Origin of the sequence: Curtobacterium poinsettiae, assembly GCF_047226435.1 — a bacterium.
Lineage (GTDB): Bacteria > Actinomycetota > Actinomycetes > Actinomycetales > Microbacteriaceae > Curtobacterium > Curtobacterium poinsettiae.
This window is the reverse complement of record NZ_CP178434.1, coordinates 275,204-290,807: the sequence shown is the minus strand read 5'-3', so window position 1 is coordinate 290,807 and position 15,604 is coordinate 275,204. Positions and strand designations below refer to the sequence as shown.

The window sequence follows — 15,604 nt, the reverse complement described above, 5'->3', positions numbered from 1 at the left end:
CGTCGGGTTACGACACCCGGGGTACCCGCGGTGCGCTGCACGACGACGCAAGGAACGCGCTCCGTGGACGAACCGCCGGTCAGAGTTCCCAGCTGCCCGAGCCGTCGTCGTCCCACATCGCCAGACGGCGGGCAGCCTGCGGCTCGTACCGATCCATCCAGCCGCGCTCGAACCGGGCGACGGCGCGGTCGAACGCCGCCACGAGGTCGAGCTCGGCACGCAGCAAGGCCTGCAGCTGCAGCCCCTCGTACAGCGCGATGAGATGCTCGGCGCCGCCGAACGCACAACGCCGGGGCACCAGCACCCCGGTACGGGTGGCGGCACAAGGGGGGACAGACCCGGACGTCGAGCCGGTTCGCGGCCGTCCGTGCGACCATGCGGGCATGACCCCGAACGACCCCACAGCCCAGGGACTCGCCACCATGGCCTCCGCCGGGTTCGAGTTCGGCGGCGATCCCGACCAGGTGGCGCACGACGTCCGGGCCATGTGGGAGCAGCTCGGCCGGCCCGTCGGCGCCTTCGAGGCAGCGGCTCGGGCCATCGCGGTGCTCCCCCAGCGCCCCGAGGTACCGATCGCCGACCAGGCCCGGCGCCGCGCCTTCGAGCAGGCGATCGGCATCAACCCCGTCGAGGTCGAGCTGGCCGCCGCGATGTCCGCGCGCGAGCTCCTCGAGCGGATGGCGCGCTCCGTCACCTGCTGACGCGACCAGACGCCGTCGACCCGACCACACGGAGGACGGGAGGCGCGGTGCCCACCGGCACCGCGCCTCCCGTCAGGGTCCTGTCAGAACAGGTGCCCTACGGCGTCGGCATCCCGCCGTCGACGTGCAGCGTCTCGCCCACGACGTACGACGACTCACCGCTCGCCAGGAACACGTACGCCGGCGCGAGCTCTGCCGGCTGGCCCCAGCGACCCAGGTAGGTCTGCTCGCCCGCGCTCGGCAGCGCCTCGGGCGGCTGGCCGCCGGCCGGCTGCAGCGGCGTCCAGATCGGGCCGGGAGCGACCGCGTTCACGCGGATCCCCTTCGGCGCGAGCTGCGCGGCCAGGCCCTTGGCCATGTTGTTCACGGTCGCCTTCGTGGCCGCGTAGTGCACCAGGTGCGGCGACGGAGCGTACGCCTGGATCGACGTCGTGTTGATGATCGTGGAGCCGGGCTGCAGGTGCGGCACGGCTGCCTTCGTGATCCGGAACGTCGCGTAGGCGTTCGTCTTGAAGGTCTCGTCGAACTCCTCGTCGGAGATCTTGGTGATGTCGTCGACGTTCTGCTGCTTGCCGGCGTTGTTCACCAGGATGTCGAGGCCGCCGAGCTGCTCGACGGCGTCGGCCACGAGCTGCTCGCAGACCTGGAGCGAGGTGATGTCGCCCGGCAGCGCGACGGCCTTGCGGCCGGCTGCCTCGATCAGGCTGACGATGCGGTCGGCGTCCTCCTGCTCCTCGGGCAGGTACGAGATCGCGACGTCCGCACCCTCACGGGCGTAGGCGATGGCGACGGCGGCACCGATGCCGGAGTCGCCACCGGTGACGAGCGCCTTGCGGCCGGTCAGACGACCCGAGCCCCGGTAGGTGTCCTCACCGTGGTCGGCGGGGACGTTCTGCGCCATCTCCGCGTCGGTGCCGGCACCCTCGAGGTACTGCTCGTCGGGCTTCTTGTCGGCGTACATCTTCGTGGGGTCCTGCATCACGTACTGGTCAGGCCCGGTCTGGTCGTTCTGCTGGTCCGTCATGCCGCCGACGGTACGCAGGGGGTCGCTGCGGGCCGTCCAGGAGGCTGTCCCCCGGTGCGCGGAGCGGCCTGCGCCCGCCGTCCGCTCCGGTCCGGGGCCGCAGGTGCGTGATCCTCGTTTGTCACGGTCCGGTGACGGGCCGGCCCCGATTCGGTAACACCTGTCGTTCTGCCCCGACCGAGGTCGTACCGTCGAACGGTGACTCCTCGGACCCTGCTGGCGCTCGGCGCCGCCGTGCTGGCCTTCTCGGCCGGTGCGCTCGCGTTCGACGGCACCACCGGGCTCGGCGTCGACGTGGCCGTCGCTGCCGAGACCTCGCACGACGCCGCTCCGGTCCACGTGACGAACGCGGACCTCCGCCGTGTGGACTCGATCGAGCTCGACGCCGAGGCCCTGGTGCTCCGGGACGGCGACGACACCGTCGTCGAGTCCTCGATGCGCGACTCCGGCCTGACCGTGAGCGTGCTGAACCGGCTGCTCGGCACCCCGTCGCGGACGCAGACGGCCGAGGGCGACGGCGGGGCGTGCTTCCCCGCGGGCACCACGTACACCTGGGGCGGCGCCGTCCGCGTGGCAGCCCTGACGACCGACGCCGCGGCCGGCAACGCCGTCGAGATCCGGGTGTTGCGCGACGCGGTCCGCAGCACCTTCGGCAGGCAGATCGAGCTGACCGGCCCGGACGGCGTCCGGGTGGGCGACGACATCGGGGACGAGATCGCCGACGCGCCCCGCTCCGAGCGCGTCTCCTTCGGAACGGACGACTCGCGTGCCTGGCAGCTCCTGCTCCGCGAAGGGTGGGCGGACCGGCACCACGACGACGGTGACGACCACGAGTCGGGCAAGCGCACCGACGATGCCGGGACCAACGGGGTCTCCGCGCTGACGAACGAGACGACGGTCACGGTGCTCGGTTCACCGATGCCCGTCCACGCGCAGCGCAGCTGCTGACAGCGAGCAGAGCGCAGCTGCTGAACCGGTTCAGACCCGCAGGGTCGTGATCACCGGGAAGTGGTCGCTGGCGAACCAGGTCTCGGGGCCGTCGTGGTCGATCACCACGCGGTCCACGGCGTTGATGCCCCGGGTGAGCACCCAGTCGATCCGCTCGGCCGAGTCGACCGGCGGCTGCCAGTCGTTGAACGTGGCGGTGCGGTCGGACAGGTCACCCGCAGCCAGCCAGGCGTCTTCGAACCCGGCTTCGGCGAACACCCGCGATGCCGTGCCGGTGCCCGCGGGTTCGTTGCAGTCCCCGGCGAACACGACCGGCCCGGTGGTGCCGGCCAACCGTTCGGCGATGAGCGCGGCGCTCCGGCCCCGGACCTCGTCACCGTGCGGTCCGGGCTCGTGGTCCAGGTGTGTGGTGAGCAGGGTGAACGCGGGACCCTCGGCGTCGAGGAACCGGGCGTGGTTCGCGATCCGCGGGTACAGGCTGCCCCAGGTGTTCGAGACGGGCTCGTCCGGGGTGTCCGACAGCCAGAACGACCCCTCGTCGGACGGGCGGAAGCGGTCGCGGCGGTAGAAGACGGCCGCGTGCTCGCCGGCGTCGCCGCCCTCGCGCCCCTGCCCGACGTCGGCGTGGTCCGGCAGACCGGCACGCAGGTCGTCCATCTGGTGGGCGAAGGCCTCTTGCACGCACAGCACGTCGGGGTCGTGTCGACGGATGACGTCGAGCACGACCGGTAGTCGGGCCGGCCAGTCGTGCGCGGGGTCCGGGTTCTTGATGTTGTAGGTCATCAGGACGATCGGGCGTGCGGCGCTGGTCACTCCACGAACCTACCGACCGGTCCCCCGGCGGGTTCCCATCAGTTGATGCAGGTGCCCTCGGTGCCGTAGTTGTGCACGTCGGTCGACTTGGGCGTCGGTTCCTTCGCGGGCTTCTTCGTCGGCTTCGAGCCCGAGCCGCCGGTCGCCGGCGTCGAGGCCCCGGCGCTCGGCTCGGTCGCGACCGGCTTCGCGGTCTTGCCGTCGGTGCCGAGCACCAGGGTGACACCGGTCACGCTGGCGGTGCGGACGGCGACGGCGCCGGGGACCGCGGACACGACGGCCTTCGCCTGCGCCTCCTGGCCGGCGGGGTACTGCACCTGCGTCGTCTTCGTCGTCGCGGACGAGCCGGCCGGCGGGACTTGGAAACCGCGGGCGGTCAGGACCTGGCCGGCCGCGGTCGCAGCACCCTCGACCCCGCTGCCGTTCAGCACGGTGACCGAGGTGTTCGCGGGCTGCGCGCGGCGGGCCTTCGTGTACGCCTCGGGCTGCCCCACCAGACCCTGCACGAACGCGGGCAGTCCGACGGTGTCGACCTCGACGATGGACAGCGGCGAACCGTTCACGTAGATGGTCGGGGTGCCGAGGGTCGGGATCGTGGCCGACTGGATGTTGCCGGGCCGCAGGTTGCGCATCTGCGAGGCGAGGTCGATCAGGTCGGTGTCGGTCTGGATCGATCCACCGACGGCCTTGAGGATGTTGCCCATCTTCACGGGGTTGAGCAGCGTACCGGCAGACGTGACCTTCCGTGCCTCCTGCGACAGGAAGTACTGCTGGCGCACGTTGCGGTCCAGGTCGCCGTTCGGCAGGCCGTGGCGCTGGCGCACGAAGGACAGCGCCTCCTTCGCGTTCAGCGAGGACTTGCCCGCGGGCAGGTTGACGCCGGAGTAGGGGTCGTTCGTCGCCTGGTTCAGGCAGACCTCGACCGGTCCGAGCTCCTTGACCACCTGGTAGAAGCCGAGCAGCGAGACGCGGACGTAGTGGTCGATCTGCAGGCCGCTCAGGTTCTCGATGGTCTTGATGAGCATCTTCGCACCGCCGGTGTCCCCACCGCCGTTGAGCGTGCCGTAGTAGAAGGCGCTGTTGAGCTTGCCCTTGCCGACGTCGGGGATGTCGACGTACGAGTCACGGGGGAACGAGATCATCGTCGCCTGGCTGCCGTCGGCGCTGATGTGCAGCACGATCATCGTGTCGGTGTTCGTCGCACCGCCGTCGTCCTGGGTGCTGAGTTCGGCGAGCTGCTCCGGGGTGGCGTTGTCCGGACGGTGGTCGTCGCCGACGAGCAGGATGTTCTGCGCCTTGCCGTCGACGTCGTCCTTGGTGTCCTTCTTGCCGGTGATCGCGTTGACGATCGTGACGCCGTCGGACAGCTGGTTGTACGCGTAGCCCGCGTACCCGACGCCCAGCAGGAGGGCCATCGTGAGCACCCCCGCGACGGCCGGGAACACCACGCCCGCCCGACGCTTCTGGCGCCCGTGGCGCGGCGTCGCGGCACCGCGGCGCGCGGGCTCGGTCGTCTGCTCGGGTTCGTTGCTCACCGGGAAACCATAACCGGCGAGTGGACGGACGACATGGGATGCGCCTGGAAGGTCACCCCGTAGTGGCCGTCACCACCTGAGTGACGGAACGGTGTCCGCGGTGCTGCCACGGGCCTCCTGTCCGTCGCCGGTCGCGCTCGTGACGCTAGTCGCGCGACGGGAGCAGGTGGATCGCCTCCATGGCGAGCTCGGCGGCGATCGGGTCCTTCGCGACGACGGCGTCCTTGAGCTTCGTCAGCTCGGGCAGGATCACGTCGGCCGGCAGGAGCTCGGCGAGCTCCGGCACGCGGAGCTTGAAGGAGAGCCCGTCCGTGGTCGACGCGCAGAGCTGCACGAGCGACGGGTTGCCGCACGCGTCAGCCCACATCGCGTAGATGCCGGCACCGTCGCGCGCGACCTTGTCCTGCTCGTCGGCGCTCACCCGCGCGTGCACGTCGTCGAGCATCTTCACGATCTTCTTGCGCTGCGCGTCCGTGAACCGGGGCACCGCGAGCCGCACGACGCCGCCGTAGATCACGCCGAGGGTGCGGTACGCGTCGAGGAGTTCTTCCTTCGTCGGTGCCGCGACCCGGGTGTAGCGGTTCGGCGCCATCTCGATGAGGCCGGCACGGGCGAGTTCGGCGAGGGCTTCGCGGATCGGCGTGCGGGACACCCCGAGCCACGCGATGAGGTCGTCGTCGTTGAGCCGTTCCCCGGGTTCGAGCGTGCCGTCCATGATGGCGTCGCGGATCTTGTCCTGCACCGTGTCACGGAGGAGCTTGCGCTCTGCGGCGGGCTGCGTCGAGGGAACTGGCATGGGCCTAGCGTGTCACATGTCAGGGCGCGTGCGCGAGAGGCGCGAGGGCCACCAGGCCCGGTGCCCGAGGTCGTACGCCAGTGCCGGCACGAGCAGCGACCGGACCACGATCGTGTCGAGCAGCACGCCGAAAGCGACGACGAACGCGATCTGCACGAGGAACAGGATCGGGATGACGCCGAGGGCCGCGAACGTGGCGGCCAGCACGACGCCGGCGGACGTGATCACCCCGCCGGTCACCCCCAGGCCGCGCAGGACGCCCTCGCGCGGACCGTGGCGCAGTGCTTCTTCGCGCACCCGGGTCATGAGGAAGATGTTGTAGTCGACGCCCAGGGCCACCAGGAACACGAACGAGTACAGCGGCACGCTCGGGTCGGCGCCCGGGAAGTGGAACACGTGGTCGAAGACGAGGGCACCGACACCGAGGGCCGCCGCGAACGAGACGATCACGCTGCCGATCAGGACGAGCGGTGCGACGACGCTGCGGAGCAGGAGCATCAGGATCAGCAGGATCACGACGAGCACCACGGGGATGATGAGCGTGCGGTCGCGGATGCCGGTGTCGTTCGTGTCGACCGCCGTCGCGGTGACGCCACCGACGATCGCGCCCGGGTCGACACGTTCGACGGCGGTGCGGAGGTCGCGGACGGTCTGCTCGGCGGCGTCGGAGTCTGCGGCGTCCGACAGGGTCGCCTCGAGCAGGACGTCGCCGCGGGAGACGGTCGGCGCGGCGCTGCCTGCGGTGTCCCCGGTCACCGGGACGGTGCCGGCGGGGCTGTCCTTCGCCGCGGCCACGACACCGTCGACCCCGTCGACCGCCGTGATCGCGTCGACGAGCTGGTCGAGGTCCCGCTCGGCGCCGATCACCTGCGCGGGGCTGCCGGAGCCGCCGGGGAAGTGGTCGGCCAGCACGTCCTGCCCGTCGCGTGCCTGGGACGACCCGATGATCAGGTCGCTCTGCGGCACACCGTCGGCCTTGAGCCCGAACAGGCCGGCGCCCATCGCGAGCAGTCCGACCGTGCAGACGATCCACACCACCCGCGAACGACGGGCGACGAGCCGGCCGACGCGTGCCCAGACACCACGGGCGTCGGGGCCGGTGAGCACGGGGTGGGCGCTGCCGTGCACGGGACGGAGGGGCCAGAACGCCGCACGGCGGAACGCGAGCAGCAGCGCGGGCAGGAGTGTCAGGGCGGCGAGCAGGCTGAACGCGATGCCGATGGCGGCGACGGGGCCGAGCGCCTTGTTCGAGTTGAGGTCGGACAGCAGCAGGCAGAGCACCCCGACGATCACCGTGCCGCCCGAGGCCAGGATCGGCTCGAGGCTCCCGCGCAGCGCGGCCTTCGTCGCGTCCCAGCCGGTGCGGTGGTCACGCAGGGCCTCACGGAAGCGCGCGGTGTACAGGAGCGCGTAGTCGGTCGCGGCACCGATCACCAGGATCGACAGGATCCCCTGCACCTGCCCGTTGACCGTCACGATGTCGGCCTTGGCGAGCCACCAGACCACGAGGATCGAGGCACAGAGGGCGAACGTGGCGGTCCCGAGCACCAGGACCGGGAGCAGGGGGGATCGGTAGACGATGATCAGGATCACGAAGACCGCGGCGAGCGCCACCCCGAGCAGCAGCCCGTCGATGCCGGCGAAGGCCTCGGTCAGGTCGGCGGTGAACCCGGCCGGACCGGTGACGTACCCGCGCACACCGGACGGCAGGGCATCGCCCACGTCGGCCCGGACGGCCTCGACCGCGGCGCCGGTCGCGGCGTCCTGGGTGAGCGTCGCGACGATCTCGACCGCATCGCCGTCCTTGCTCGGGATCACCGGGCTGACGGCCTCGACGTCCGCGCGGTCGGACAGCGTCGTGGTGAGCGCCTTCGCGTCGGCGAGGTCGGTCGAGGTCAGTCCCCCGTCACGCTCGAGGACGATGATCGCGGGTGCCCCGGACTCGTCGCGGAACTCCGAGGACCGCTCCTGCACCTTCGTGGCGTCGGCAGAGGCGGGCAGGAACGAGGTCTGGTCGTTGGTGGAGACCTCGGAGATCTTGCCGAAGAACGGACCGCCGACCGAGGCGATGCCGAGCCAGACCACGATGACGAGCGCGGGGAGGACGATGCGGAGGAAGCGGGACACGTCGGCGAGCGTACACCGATCGTCAGCATGCTGATTACTTGACGATCGCGCGCACCGCTCACCGTAGAATCACGACATGGAGGACACGACCGAGCAGTGGCCCCTCGGACGACTGCTGTCCGCGGCCGCACGCTCCGTCGAGCGGGACTGGGACGAACGACTCCGGGCCATCGGGCTCTCGCACGCCGCGGTGGTCGCGATCGACATCCTCATCAGGACCGGCCCGACCGGCGCCGACACCATCGCCCGCACGGCCCGGGTCCAGCCGCAGACGATGTCCCGCACCCTCGAGCGGATGGAGCGCGACGGCCTGGTCGAGCGCACCCCGCACGCCGCGGACCGTCGCCGCCGCGTGGTCCGCGTGACGCCGGCCGGCCGGTCGGCCTGGGAGACCGCGCGGCACATCGAGCGCGAGGTCCTGCCCGAGGACGCCGCCCTGCGGGTCGCGCTTCGCGAGGTCCTGGCGAAACCACAGCAGGACTGAAACGCTGTACTTGAAATACCACATGCGATAAGATCCTCGGGTCGGTTGCTCGCCGACCCGAACCCGCAGGAGTCCCCCGCATGTCCGAACGTCGCGCGGCCCGGGCGGCCGCTGACCACGCCCACCGCACCGCCATCCGCAGCACGCGCCGGCGACGGCCCTTCCTGGTCGCCCTGGTGGCGACGCTCGGCTCACTCGTCGGCATCGCCGTCGTGGTCGCCGTCGTCGCGAGTGTCTTCGTCGGCGGGCTCGCGCGGAGCTTCGACGCCGGTCGTGACACCATCGCCGACCCGTTCCCCGACGGTGCACGGCCCAGCGCCACGGGCGGCGAGAACATCCTGCTCATCGGGTCCGACGCCCGCGCACAGGGCGGCCCCGAGGGTGCACGGCCCGAACTCGGCGGGCGGTCGGACACGCTGATGCTCGCGCACGTCCCCGCCGATCGACAGCACGTGTACCTCATGTCGATCATGCGTGACTCGTGGGTCGAGGTCCCCGGACACGGGCGGGCGAAGATCAACGCCGCGTACTCCTGGGGCGGGGTCGCCCTCACCACCCAGACCGTCGAACAGCTCCTGGACGTCCGGATCGACCACGTTGCCGAGATCGACTTCGCCGGGTTCGAGGACATGACCGATGCCCTCGGCGGCGTCACGGTCGACTCACCCGTGGCGTTCTCGGCGCGGGGCCACGACTTCACCACCGGGGCTAACCGGCTCGACGGGGCCGCCGCGCTCGCCTTCGTCCGGGAGCGCTACGCCTTCGCCGACGCCGACCACACCCGCGTCCGCAACCAGCAGGCGTTCATGCGCGGCGTCGTGGACGGGCTGCTGTCCCGCGACACCGTCACGAACCCCGGGCGCATCCAGGACTTCGTCACCGCGACGAGCGAGCACCTGTCGGTCGACGCGGGCCTGTCGTTCTCACGACTGGTCGGACTGGGCTGGTCGCTCCGGGGCGTCGGAGCAGACGACCTGGTGACCTTCACGGTGCCGACCGCGGGCTCCGGCACCTCGCCGGACGGGCAGTCGATCGTCACGCTGAACGGGCTCGAGGTCTCCTCGCTGTCCCAGGCGCTCCGCTCCGACGACGTCGCCGGCTGGCTCACCGACAACCCGCAGTAGCTGCCCGCCGTGCACCGCCGCGCGCACGACGACGCCCCACGACTCGAGGTCGTGGGGCGTCGTCGTGTTCGGTCTGCGGAGAGATCAGGCGGGGAGCTGGAGCTCCTGGCCGGAGTAGATCAGGTTCGCGTCGTCGATGGTCGACGTGTTCGCGGCCCAGAGCTGCTTCCAGCCGCCCTCGATCTTGAGCTTCGTCGCGATCGTGTCGAGCGTGTCACCCGAGGCGATCGTGTACGTCTTGCCGCTCGTCTTGACCGGGGCCGGCTTGCTCGGCGCGGTCGCTGCCGGGGCCGGCGTCGACTCGGTGGTGCTCGGCGCGGCCTGCTGCGGCGCAGCCTGCTCGGCGGGGGCCGGAGCCGGAGCCGCCGGCTGCGGGGCGGCCTGCTCGGCCGGAGCAGGAGCCGGCGCGGGCGCCGGAGCGGCCGCTGCGGGAGCCGCACCGCTGGTGCCGCTCAGTCCGAGCTGGGCGGAGCATGCGGGCCAGGCACCCCAGCCCTGCGAGGCGAGGACGCGCTCGGCGACGGCGATCTGGGCCTCGCGGCTGGCGGAGGCGGGGTTGCCAGCGCCACCGTTCGCCTGCCAGGTGCCGAGGTTGAACTGCAGGCCGCCGTAGTAGCCGTTGCCGGTGTTGATGGCCCAGTTGCCGCCGGACTCGCACTGCGCGAGCTGGTCCCAGGTCGAACCGGACGCTGCGTTCGCGGGGGTTGCCGCGAGGCCGACACCGGTCGCGGCGATGCCGGCGAACGCCAGGCCGCCGACGATGGTGCGGGTACGGGAAAGCTTCTTCATGTGATTGCTCCACCGGGGTCACGAGCCGCATCTGCTGCGGGATCCACTGCCCACCCCGACCGATCGCGGTCAGTTGTGGGGTGCGCCACCGGGGGCAGTGGTCATCGGGCCGGCGGCACCTCGGTCGGCAACCATAGGAAACTCTTCACCGTTATCAAACTGAGACAAACGGTTCTACCCGTTCATGCTATGTACCCCTGGCGGAAACCTGTACGCCTCGATTCCCATGGCCATGGTCATCGACCCGTACCCGGGTACGTCACCTTGGCAATTCCCTGGCAATGACGACCGGGAGGCCCGGATCACGCCCGCGACAGGAGCGTGACGGCCTCGAGATGGCCGGTCTGCGGGAACATGTCGAGCACCCGGGCCCGTCGGAGCCGGAACGACGGCATGCGGGCCAGGTCCTTCGCCAGGGTCACCGGGTTGCAGCTCGAGTAGACGACGTGCTGCACGTCCGACTCCTCGAGCCAGGTCGACAACCGCTCGCCGATCCCGCGACGCGGCGGGTTCACCACGACGAGTTCGGGCACCGCATCCGGACGGGTCCGGAGGGCGTGCTCCGTGGCGTCGTCGGCGGCGAACCGGACGCCCTCGAGCCCGGCCTCACGCGCCGACTGCTTCGCCGAGCGGATCGCCTCGGCGCTCGACTCGATGCCGGTCACCGCACGGCCGGGACGAGCGGCGTGCAGCGCGAACCCGCCGACGCCGCAGTACAGGTCCCACATCGACGCGGGATCGAGTTCGTCGATCCAGGTCGAGGCCTGCGCGTACAGCTCGGTCGCGACGCCGGTGTTCGTCTGGAAGAAGCTCTGCGGCCGCAGGTGCATCGTGATCCCGCCGAGGCGCATCGGCAGGGTCTCCTGCTCGGTCAGCACGACCTCGCGGTCGCCCTCGGTGACGGCCTTGTGCTCGGGCAGCAGGTTGGCGGTCACGACGACCGCGTTCGGCAGCGCGGCGCGCAGGGTGTCGAGGTGCTGTCGGAGTCGCGGCAGCTGCCCCTCCGAACGCAGCACGAACCGGATCATCAGCTCGCCGTCGGGCGACTCGGTGACCAGGACGTACTTCAGCTCACCGCGGCGTGCGGCGACGTCGTACGGGATCAGCCCCGCGGTGGTGACGAACCCGGCCAGGACGGGCAGCGCGTGCCGGATGCCGGGGGTGCAGATCCCGCAGTGCCGCAGGTCGACCCCGCGCTGCCGGTGGTCGAGGATGCCGACGGTCGGGTGCTCGACGGACCCGCCGACGACCATCTTCGCCTTGTTCCGGTACCCCGACTCCGGGCTCGTGATCGCCGGTGACCAGGAGACCGCACCGGGACCCCCGGCGGCCTCGACGGCGTCGTGCAGGAGCTCGCGCGTCCGGAGTTCCTTGTCGAGGACCTGGTCAGCGTAGGGCTGGCCCATGAGCATGCACGACCGGCACACCCCGCGGTCGAAGTAGTCGCACTGCATGGCCGAGTCAGGATACGGCAGCGTCCCGCGTCGTCGTGGCGATCCGGTACACCGAGGTCGTCGCCGTCAGGAAGAGCGTCGTGCCGTCGTCGCCACCGAAGCACAGGTTCGACGTGACCTCGGGGACGGCGACCTCGCCGATGCGTGCCCCGGCCGGGTCGAACACGACGACGCCGCGGTGGGACGACGACCAGACGTTGCCGTGCACGTCGACCCGGATGCCGTCCGGCGCGCCTTCGCCCGGCTCGAGCCGCGCGAACACCCGACCGTTCTTCAGCAGGTCGCCCCGGCGGTCGTACGCGCGGATGACCGGCTCGTCGCCCGACGAGCTCGCGATGTACAGCACCCGCTCGTCCGGGTCGAACGCCAGGCCGTTCGGCTCGTCGAGGTCGGTCGCCACGGGCCGCAGGTCCTCGCCCGCCGGTCCGCACCGGAACACCCAGTGGTCGCCGTACTCGCGGACGCCGGGGTGTCCCTCGCGCGGCTGGGTGATGCCGTAGGCGGGGTCGGTGAACCAGACACCGCCGTCCCGCGCGACGACGACGTCGTTCGGGGAGTTGAACCGGACGCCGTTCCACGTGTCGACGATCGGTGTGACGACCCCGTCGCGGTCACGCTCCACCCGGCGCAGGCCGTGCGAGCACTGCACGACGCTGCCGTCGCGGTCGAGCGTGCGGCCGTTGGTGAACTCGACACCGTCGGCGTACACCGAGGTCTCCCCGGAGTCGGCGTGCCACTGCAGGATCCGGTCGCCGGGGATGTCGGACCACCGCAGCGTCCGCGTGGTCGGGATCCAGCAGGGGCCCTCGGCCCAGGTGCTGCCGGTGGCGATGCGGTCGAGCGCGTCGGGGTCCGGCACGAGGTCGTCGAGCAGCACGGGTTCTCCTTCGAACGGGGTGCCCACACTACTTTCCTCAGGCTGCGGCGGCGGCCTCACTGCGTCGTCGAACGGCCTTCTCGATCGCGGAGATCGCGAAGCCGAGCAGGATCGACGCCACGACGGCGACGGTCGTGACGAGGAAGGGCTGCTCGCGGCTCCAGCGCCCGGTGGCCGCGGCGATGCCGACGCAGTACGCGGCCCACACGACGTCGGCGAGCACGCAGCTGACCAGGAAGCGCCGGAGGTCGAGCCCGCTGTCCGCGCCGACCAGGTTCGTCGTCAACCGGCCCATCGGGATGAAGCGTCCGAGCACCGCGATGCGCCCGGGAGCGGCGCGGTAGCGGCCGTCGATGGCGTCGCGGGCCGCGCGGACCTTCGGACGCGCGAACCAGGACCGCGAACCGAGGTCGACGGAGCGCGCCAGGTGGTACAGCCCGAGATCGCCGAGGACCATGCCGATCGACGCCGCGACGACGAGGAAGAGCACCGGCACGAGCCCACCGTCGCCACCGACCAGGAGCGTGCCGATCGCGACGACGAGTGCCTGGCTGGGGAGGAAGACCGCCACGCTGCCGACGGCGAGCACCAGGCCGACCACGAGGAAGGCCCACGGGGTGCCGACGAGCTGGACGACCAGGTCCTGTGCTGCGTCCACGACTCACCCTCCACGGGCACCGGAGGGAGCGCACCGGCCTCCATCTTCGCAGGTCGGCGGTGCGCCGCTCACGTCCGGTCGACGATCGCCCGCATCGCCGCGGCCGCGTCGTCCGGCCGTCCGTCCACCACGGCACCGGCGAGCGCGAGGTGGAGGCCGACGTCGTGCCGGTCCGGACGGATGCTCCCGCGTTCCAGCAGGACCTGGCCCACGACCCGGTGCAGGCGTCGGTACAGCGTGTTGCCGGACAGGTCGAGCACGAGCGCGTGGAGCCGCACGTCCGCGGTCACGAAGTCGGGGCGGTCGTCGCGGGTCGCGGCGGCCGCGAGCTCGTCCGCGGTAGTGCGGAGCGCCTCCCGTCGGTCCGCACAGGCGTCGAGCGCCGCTCGCCGGGCTGCTGCGGCGGCCGCGGCGGGTTCGACCGCCGCGCGCAGCTCGCGGAGTTCGACCGCGACCCGGTCGCCGTCCGGGCCCCGCAGGCGCCACCGCACCACGCGCGGGTCCAGGACGTCCCACCGATCCGCATCGAGGACGGTGACGCCGACCCGGCGCCTGGCGGTGAGCAGGCCGAGGGCGACGAGGACACGCACCGCCTCGCGGACGATGCTGCGACTGGCACCCGTCCAGGCCACCATGTCGTCGACGCTCCGGCGGCTCCCCGCGGCCAGGGTGCCGGAGACCACGGCGTCACCGACCTGGTCGAGGACCCGATCGAAGGTGCTCGTCACCGCTGGGAGACCGGCGACAGCACGAGCTCATCCACGCGGACGTGAGCCGGCGCCCCGAGCACGAAGGCGACGGTCCGCCCCACGTCCTCCGGCTGGAGCATGCGCTGGCGGGCGGCCGCGTCGGGGACCTCCGGCCGCTGGTCCAGGAAGTCCGTCGCGACGTCGCCCGGGCACAGGTGTGTGGCACGCACGCCGTGCTCGGCCTCCTGCTGGTTCAGGCTCCGGACGACCGATCCGAGCGCGGTCTTGCTCGCCGAGTACGCCACGCCGGCCCCGGGCTGGAAGGACCACCCGGCGTACGAGGACACGACGACCACGACACCGCCGGACGAGCGGAGTGCCGGCAGCGCGGCGTCCACGACGGTGACGGCCGCGGTGAGGTTCGTGTCCACGATCGCCCGGAAGTCGGTCAGCGACTGGTCGTCCCACCGGCGTCGCGGGGCGTTGAGCCCGGCCGCCAGCAGGAGTCCGTCGAGCCGGCCGTGCCGCTCGAGCACGACGTCACGTGCGGCGGCCACGGCTGCGGGGTCGTTCGCGTCGAGGGGCAGGACGTCCGCGGTCCCGCCGGTTGCCCGGATGGCGCCTGCGACCTGCTCGAGTCGGTCCGCGCGACGCCCGCTCAGCACCACGGTCCAGCCGTCCCGTGCCGCCGCCTCGGCACCCGCGGCCCCCATGCCGCTGCCCCCACCCGTGACCCAGAGCACACGCTGATCCGTCATGCTCGAATAGTATGCCTATTCAAGGCACCGACGACGGGAGCAACGATGCACCTCGACCTGACCGACCGCGTGGTCGTCGTGACCGGCGCAGCGCGCGGGATCGGCCGCACGCTCGCCGACCGTTTCGTCGACGAAGGGTGCCGCGTCGTCGCACTCGACCTGGCCTTCGAACCGGACTTCCCGCTCGAGCACGTCGTGTGCAACGTCGCCGAACCGCAGTCCGTGCGCGACGCCGTGGACGAGGTCGTCGGGCGGCACGGCACGATCGACGTCCTGGTGAACAACGCCGGCATCAACGTCACGGGCACGGTCGCCGAACTGCAGTGGGACGCCTGGCGCCGCTGCATGGACGTCAACCTCGGTGGCACCTTCCTGATGAGCCAGGCCGTCGCACCGGTGATGCAGGCGGCCGGGCGCGGTCGGATCGTCAACGCCGCGTCGTTCGCTGCGATCGTGCCGAGCGTCGGGAGCGCGGCCTACGCGGCGTCGAAGGCCGCGGTCGTCTCGTTCACCCGGGTCCTGGCGTCCGAGCTCGGCCCGTGGGGGATCACCGTGAACGCGTACGCACCCGGCATGGTGCCGACGGCGATGAACGGTTTCGCGACGATGCCGGCCGAAGCACAGGACCGTCTGCTGGACACGCTGTCACTCCGCCGGTGGGAGACTCCGGACGACGTCGCCGACCTGCTCGTCTTCCTGGCGAGCGACGCCTCGGGGTACATCACGGGCACCCTGATCGACGTCTCCGGCGGCAAGCTCGCGACCCAGATCCCCGCCCGCGCGCACGGTCGGACCTGAGCGGACTGCTGTCCGGCCGCACAGGTTCT

Annotated in this window: 17 protein-coding genes; 5 read left to right on the top strand and 12 right to left on the bottom strand. The window is 71.6% G+C overall.

Features of this window, described 5'->3' with window-relative positions; translation table 11 throughout:
• Nucleotides 1-79: 79 nt before the first annotated feature.
• Nucleotides 80-298, bottom strand: coding sequence for a hypothetical protein (locus tag ACL00U_RS01395; protein WP_194590973.1), 219 nt, complete (start codon nucleotides 296-298; stop codon nucleotides 80-82).
• A gap of 85 nt (nucleotides 299-383) precedes the next feature.
• Here ACL00U_RS01395 and ACL00U_RS01390 point away from each other — a divergent pair, with 85 nt between their 5' ends.
• Nucleotides 384-701 carry a hypothetical protein gene (locus ACL00U_RS01390; RefSeq protein ID WP_017887536.1) on the top strand — a complete coding sequence of 106 codons (318 nt, stop codon included), beginning with the start codon at nucleotides 384-386 and terminating at the stop codon, nucleotides 699-701.
• Nucleotides 702-798: 97 nt separating this feature from the next.
• On the opposite strand, the gene ACL00U_RS01385 is transcribed toward ACL00U_RS01390, so the two are convergent.
• Complete coding sequence (locus tag ACL00U_RS01385) at nucleotides 799-1,725, bottom strand: SDR family oxidoreductase (RefSeq protein ID WP_042540542.1); 927 nt, start codon at nucleotides 1,723-1,725, stop codon at nucleotides 799-801.
• Between the two features lie 198 nt (nucleotides 1,726-1,923).
• Between ACL00U_RS01385 and ACL00U_RS01380 the strand changes: the two genes are divergently transcribed.
• Nucleotides 1,924-2,673, top strand: coding sequence for a hypothetical protein (locus ACL00U_RS01380; RefSeq protein WP_262160683.1), 750 nt, complete (start codon nucleotides 1,924-1,926; stop codon nucleotides 2,671-2,673).
• A gap of 30 nt (nucleotides 2,674-2,703) precedes the next feature.
• On the opposite strand, the gene ACL00U_RS01375 is transcribed toward ACL00U_RS01380, so the two are convergent.
• From ACL00U_RS01375 to ACL00U_RS01360, 4 genes are all read right to left on the bottom strand, one after another.
• Nucleotides 2,704-3,486 carry an endonuclease/exonuclease/phosphatase family protein gene (locus ACL00U_RS01375; RefSeq protein WP_262160685.1) on the bottom strand — a complete coding sequence of 261 codons (783 nt, stop codon included), beginning with the start codon at nucleotides 3,484-3,486 and terminating at the stop codon, nucleotides 2,704-2,706.
• 38 nt (nucleotides 3,487-3,524) lie between these two features.
• Nucleotides 3,525-5,021, bottom strand: a complete 1,497-nt coding sequence (locus ACL00U_RS01370) for an LCP family protein (RefSeq protein WP_017887540.1) — start codon at nucleotides 5,019-5,021, stop codon at nucleotides 3,525-3,527.
• Between the two features lie 145 nt (nucleotides 5,022-5,166).
• On the bottom strand, nucleotides 5,167-5,817 hold the full coding sequence (locus tag ACL00U_RS01365) for a GntR family transcriptional regulator (protein WP_017887541.1): 651 nt from the start codon (nucleotides 5,815-5,817) through the stop codon (nucleotides 5,167-5,169).
• Between the two features lie 12 nt (nucleotides 5,818-5,829).
• Nucleotides 5,830-7,944 (bottom strand): MMPL family transporter, encoded by a 2,115-nt coding sequence (locus tag ACL00U_RS01360; RefSeq protein WP_412873734.1) that lies wholly within the window; start codon nucleotides 7,942-7,944, stop codon nucleotides 5,830-5,832.
• Between the two features lie 76 nt (nucleotides 7,945-8,020).
• Here ACL00U_RS01360 and ACL00U_RS01355 point away from each other — a divergent pair, with 76 nt between their 5' ends.
• Entirely contained in the window at nucleotides 8,021-8,428 is a 408-nt protein-coding gene (locus ACL00U_RS01355) for a MarR family winged helix-turn-helix transcriptional regulator (RefSeq protein WP_017887543.1), read from the top strand.
• Between the two features lie 80 nt (nucleotides 8,429-8,508).
• Nucleotides 8,509-9,552: an LCP family protein gene (locus ACL00U_RS01350; protein WP_017887544.1), complete on the top strand. Its 1,044-nt coding sequence runs from the start codon at nucleotides 8,509-8,511 to the stop codon at nucleotides 9,550-9,552.
• A gap of 84 nt (nucleotides 9,553-9,636) precedes the next feature.
• Here ACL00U_RS01350 and ACL00U_RS01345 read toward each other — a convergent pair whose 3' ends face one another.
• The 6 genes from ACL00U_RS01345 to ACL00U_RS01320 form a co-directional block, all read right to left on the bottom strand.
• Nucleotides 9,637-10,341, bottom strand: coding sequence for a transglycosylase family protein (locus ACL00U_RS01345; RefSeq protein ID WP_140449189.1), 705 nt, complete (start codon nucleotides 10,339-10,341; stop codon nucleotides 9,637-9,639).
• 302 nt (nucleotides 10,342-10,643) lie between these two features.
• The gene (gene rlmC / locus ACL00U_RS01340) at nucleotides 10,644-11,795 is read right to left on the bottom strand and encodes a 23S rRNA (uracil(747)-C(5))-methyltransferase RlmC (RefSeq protein ID WP_412873733.1); all 1,152 of its coding nucleotides are present in this window, start codon (nucleotides 11,793-11,795) and stop codon (nucleotides 10,644-10,646) included.
• 7 nt (nucleotides 11,796-11,802) lie between these two features.
• Complete coding sequence (locus ACL00U_RS01335) at nucleotides 11,803-12,699, bottom strand: SMP-30/gluconolactonase/LRE family protein (protein ID WP_140449188.1); 897 nt, start codon at nucleotides 12,697-12,699, stop codon at nucleotides 11,803-11,805.
• A gap of 10 nt (nucleotides 12,700-12,709) precedes the next feature.
• Entirely contained in the window at nucleotides 12,710-13,330 is a 621-nt protein-coding gene (locus ACL00U_RS01330) for a DedA family protein (protein ID WP_042539863.1), read from the bottom strand.
• Nucleotides 13,331-13,398: 68 nt separating this feature from the next.
• Entirely contained in the window at nucleotides 13,399-14,058 is a 660-nt protein-coding gene (locus ACL00U_RS01325; protein ID WP_140449187.1) for a FadR/GntR family transcriptional regulator, read from the bottom strand.
• The gene (locus ACL00U_RS01320; protein WP_071251761.1) at nucleotides 14,055-14,777 is read right to left on the bottom strand and encodes an SDR family oxidoreductase; all 723 of its coding nucleotides are present in this window, start codon (nucleotides 14,775-14,777) and stop codon (nucleotides 14,055-14,057) included. Before ACL00U_RS01320 ends, ACL00U_RS01325 begins: the two co-directional genes overlap by 4 nt.
• A 45-nt stretch (nucleotides 14,778-14,822) precedes the next feature.
• Here ACL00U_RS01320 and ACL00U_RS01315 point away from each other — a divergent pair, with 45 nt between their 5' ends.
• Nucleotides 14,823-15,575 carry an SDR family NAD(P)-dependent oxidoreductase gene (locus ACL00U_RS01315; RefSeq protein WP_412873732.1) on the top strand — a complete coding sequence of 251 codons (753 nt, stop codon included), beginning with the start codon at nucleotides 14,823-14,825 and terminating at the stop codon, nucleotides 15,573-15,575.
• Nucleotides 15,576-15,604 lie beyond the last annotated feature (29 nt).

Excerpts from the sequence above, each read along its gene's own strand:
- ACL00U_RS01365 (WP_017887541.1), bottom strand. The coding sequence starts at position 5,817 with ATGCCAGTTCCCTCGACGCAGCCCGCCGCAGAGCGCAAGCTCCTCCGT.
- ACL00U_RS01350 (WP_017887544.1), top strand. The coding sequence starts at position 8,509 with ATGTCCGAACGTCGCGCGGCCCGGGCGGCCGCTGACCACGCCCACCGC.
- ACL00U_RS01345 (WP_140449189.1), bottom strand. The coding sequence starts at position 10,341 with ATGAAGAAGCTTTCCCGTACCCGCACCATCGTCGGCGGCCTGGCGTTC.
- ACL00U_RS01390 (WP_017887536.1), top strand. The coding sequence starts at position 384 with ATGACCCCGAACGACCCCACAGCCCAGGGACTCGCCACCATGGCCTCC.
- ACL00U_RS01355 (WP_017887543.1), top strand. The coding sequence starts at position 8,021 with ATGGAGGACACGACCGAGCAGTGGCCCCTCGGACGACTGCTGTCCGCG.
- ACL00U_RS01320 (WP_071251761.1), bottom strand. The coding sequence starts at position 14,777 with ATGACGGATCAGCGTGTGCTCTGGGTCACGGGTGGGGGCAGCGGCATG.
- rlmC (WP_412873733.1), bottom strand. The coding sequence starts at position 11,795 with ATGCAGTGCGACTACTTCGACCGCGGGGTGTGCCGGTCGTGCATGCTC.
- ACL00U_RS01385 (WP_042540542.1), bottom strand. The coding sequence starts at position 1,725 with ATGACGGACCAGCAGAACGACCAGACCGGGCCTGACCAGTACGTGATG.
- ACL00U_RS01315 (WP_412873732.1), top strand. The coding sequence starts at position 14,823 with ATGCACCTCGACCTGACCGACCGCGTGGTCGTCGTGACCGGCGCAGCG.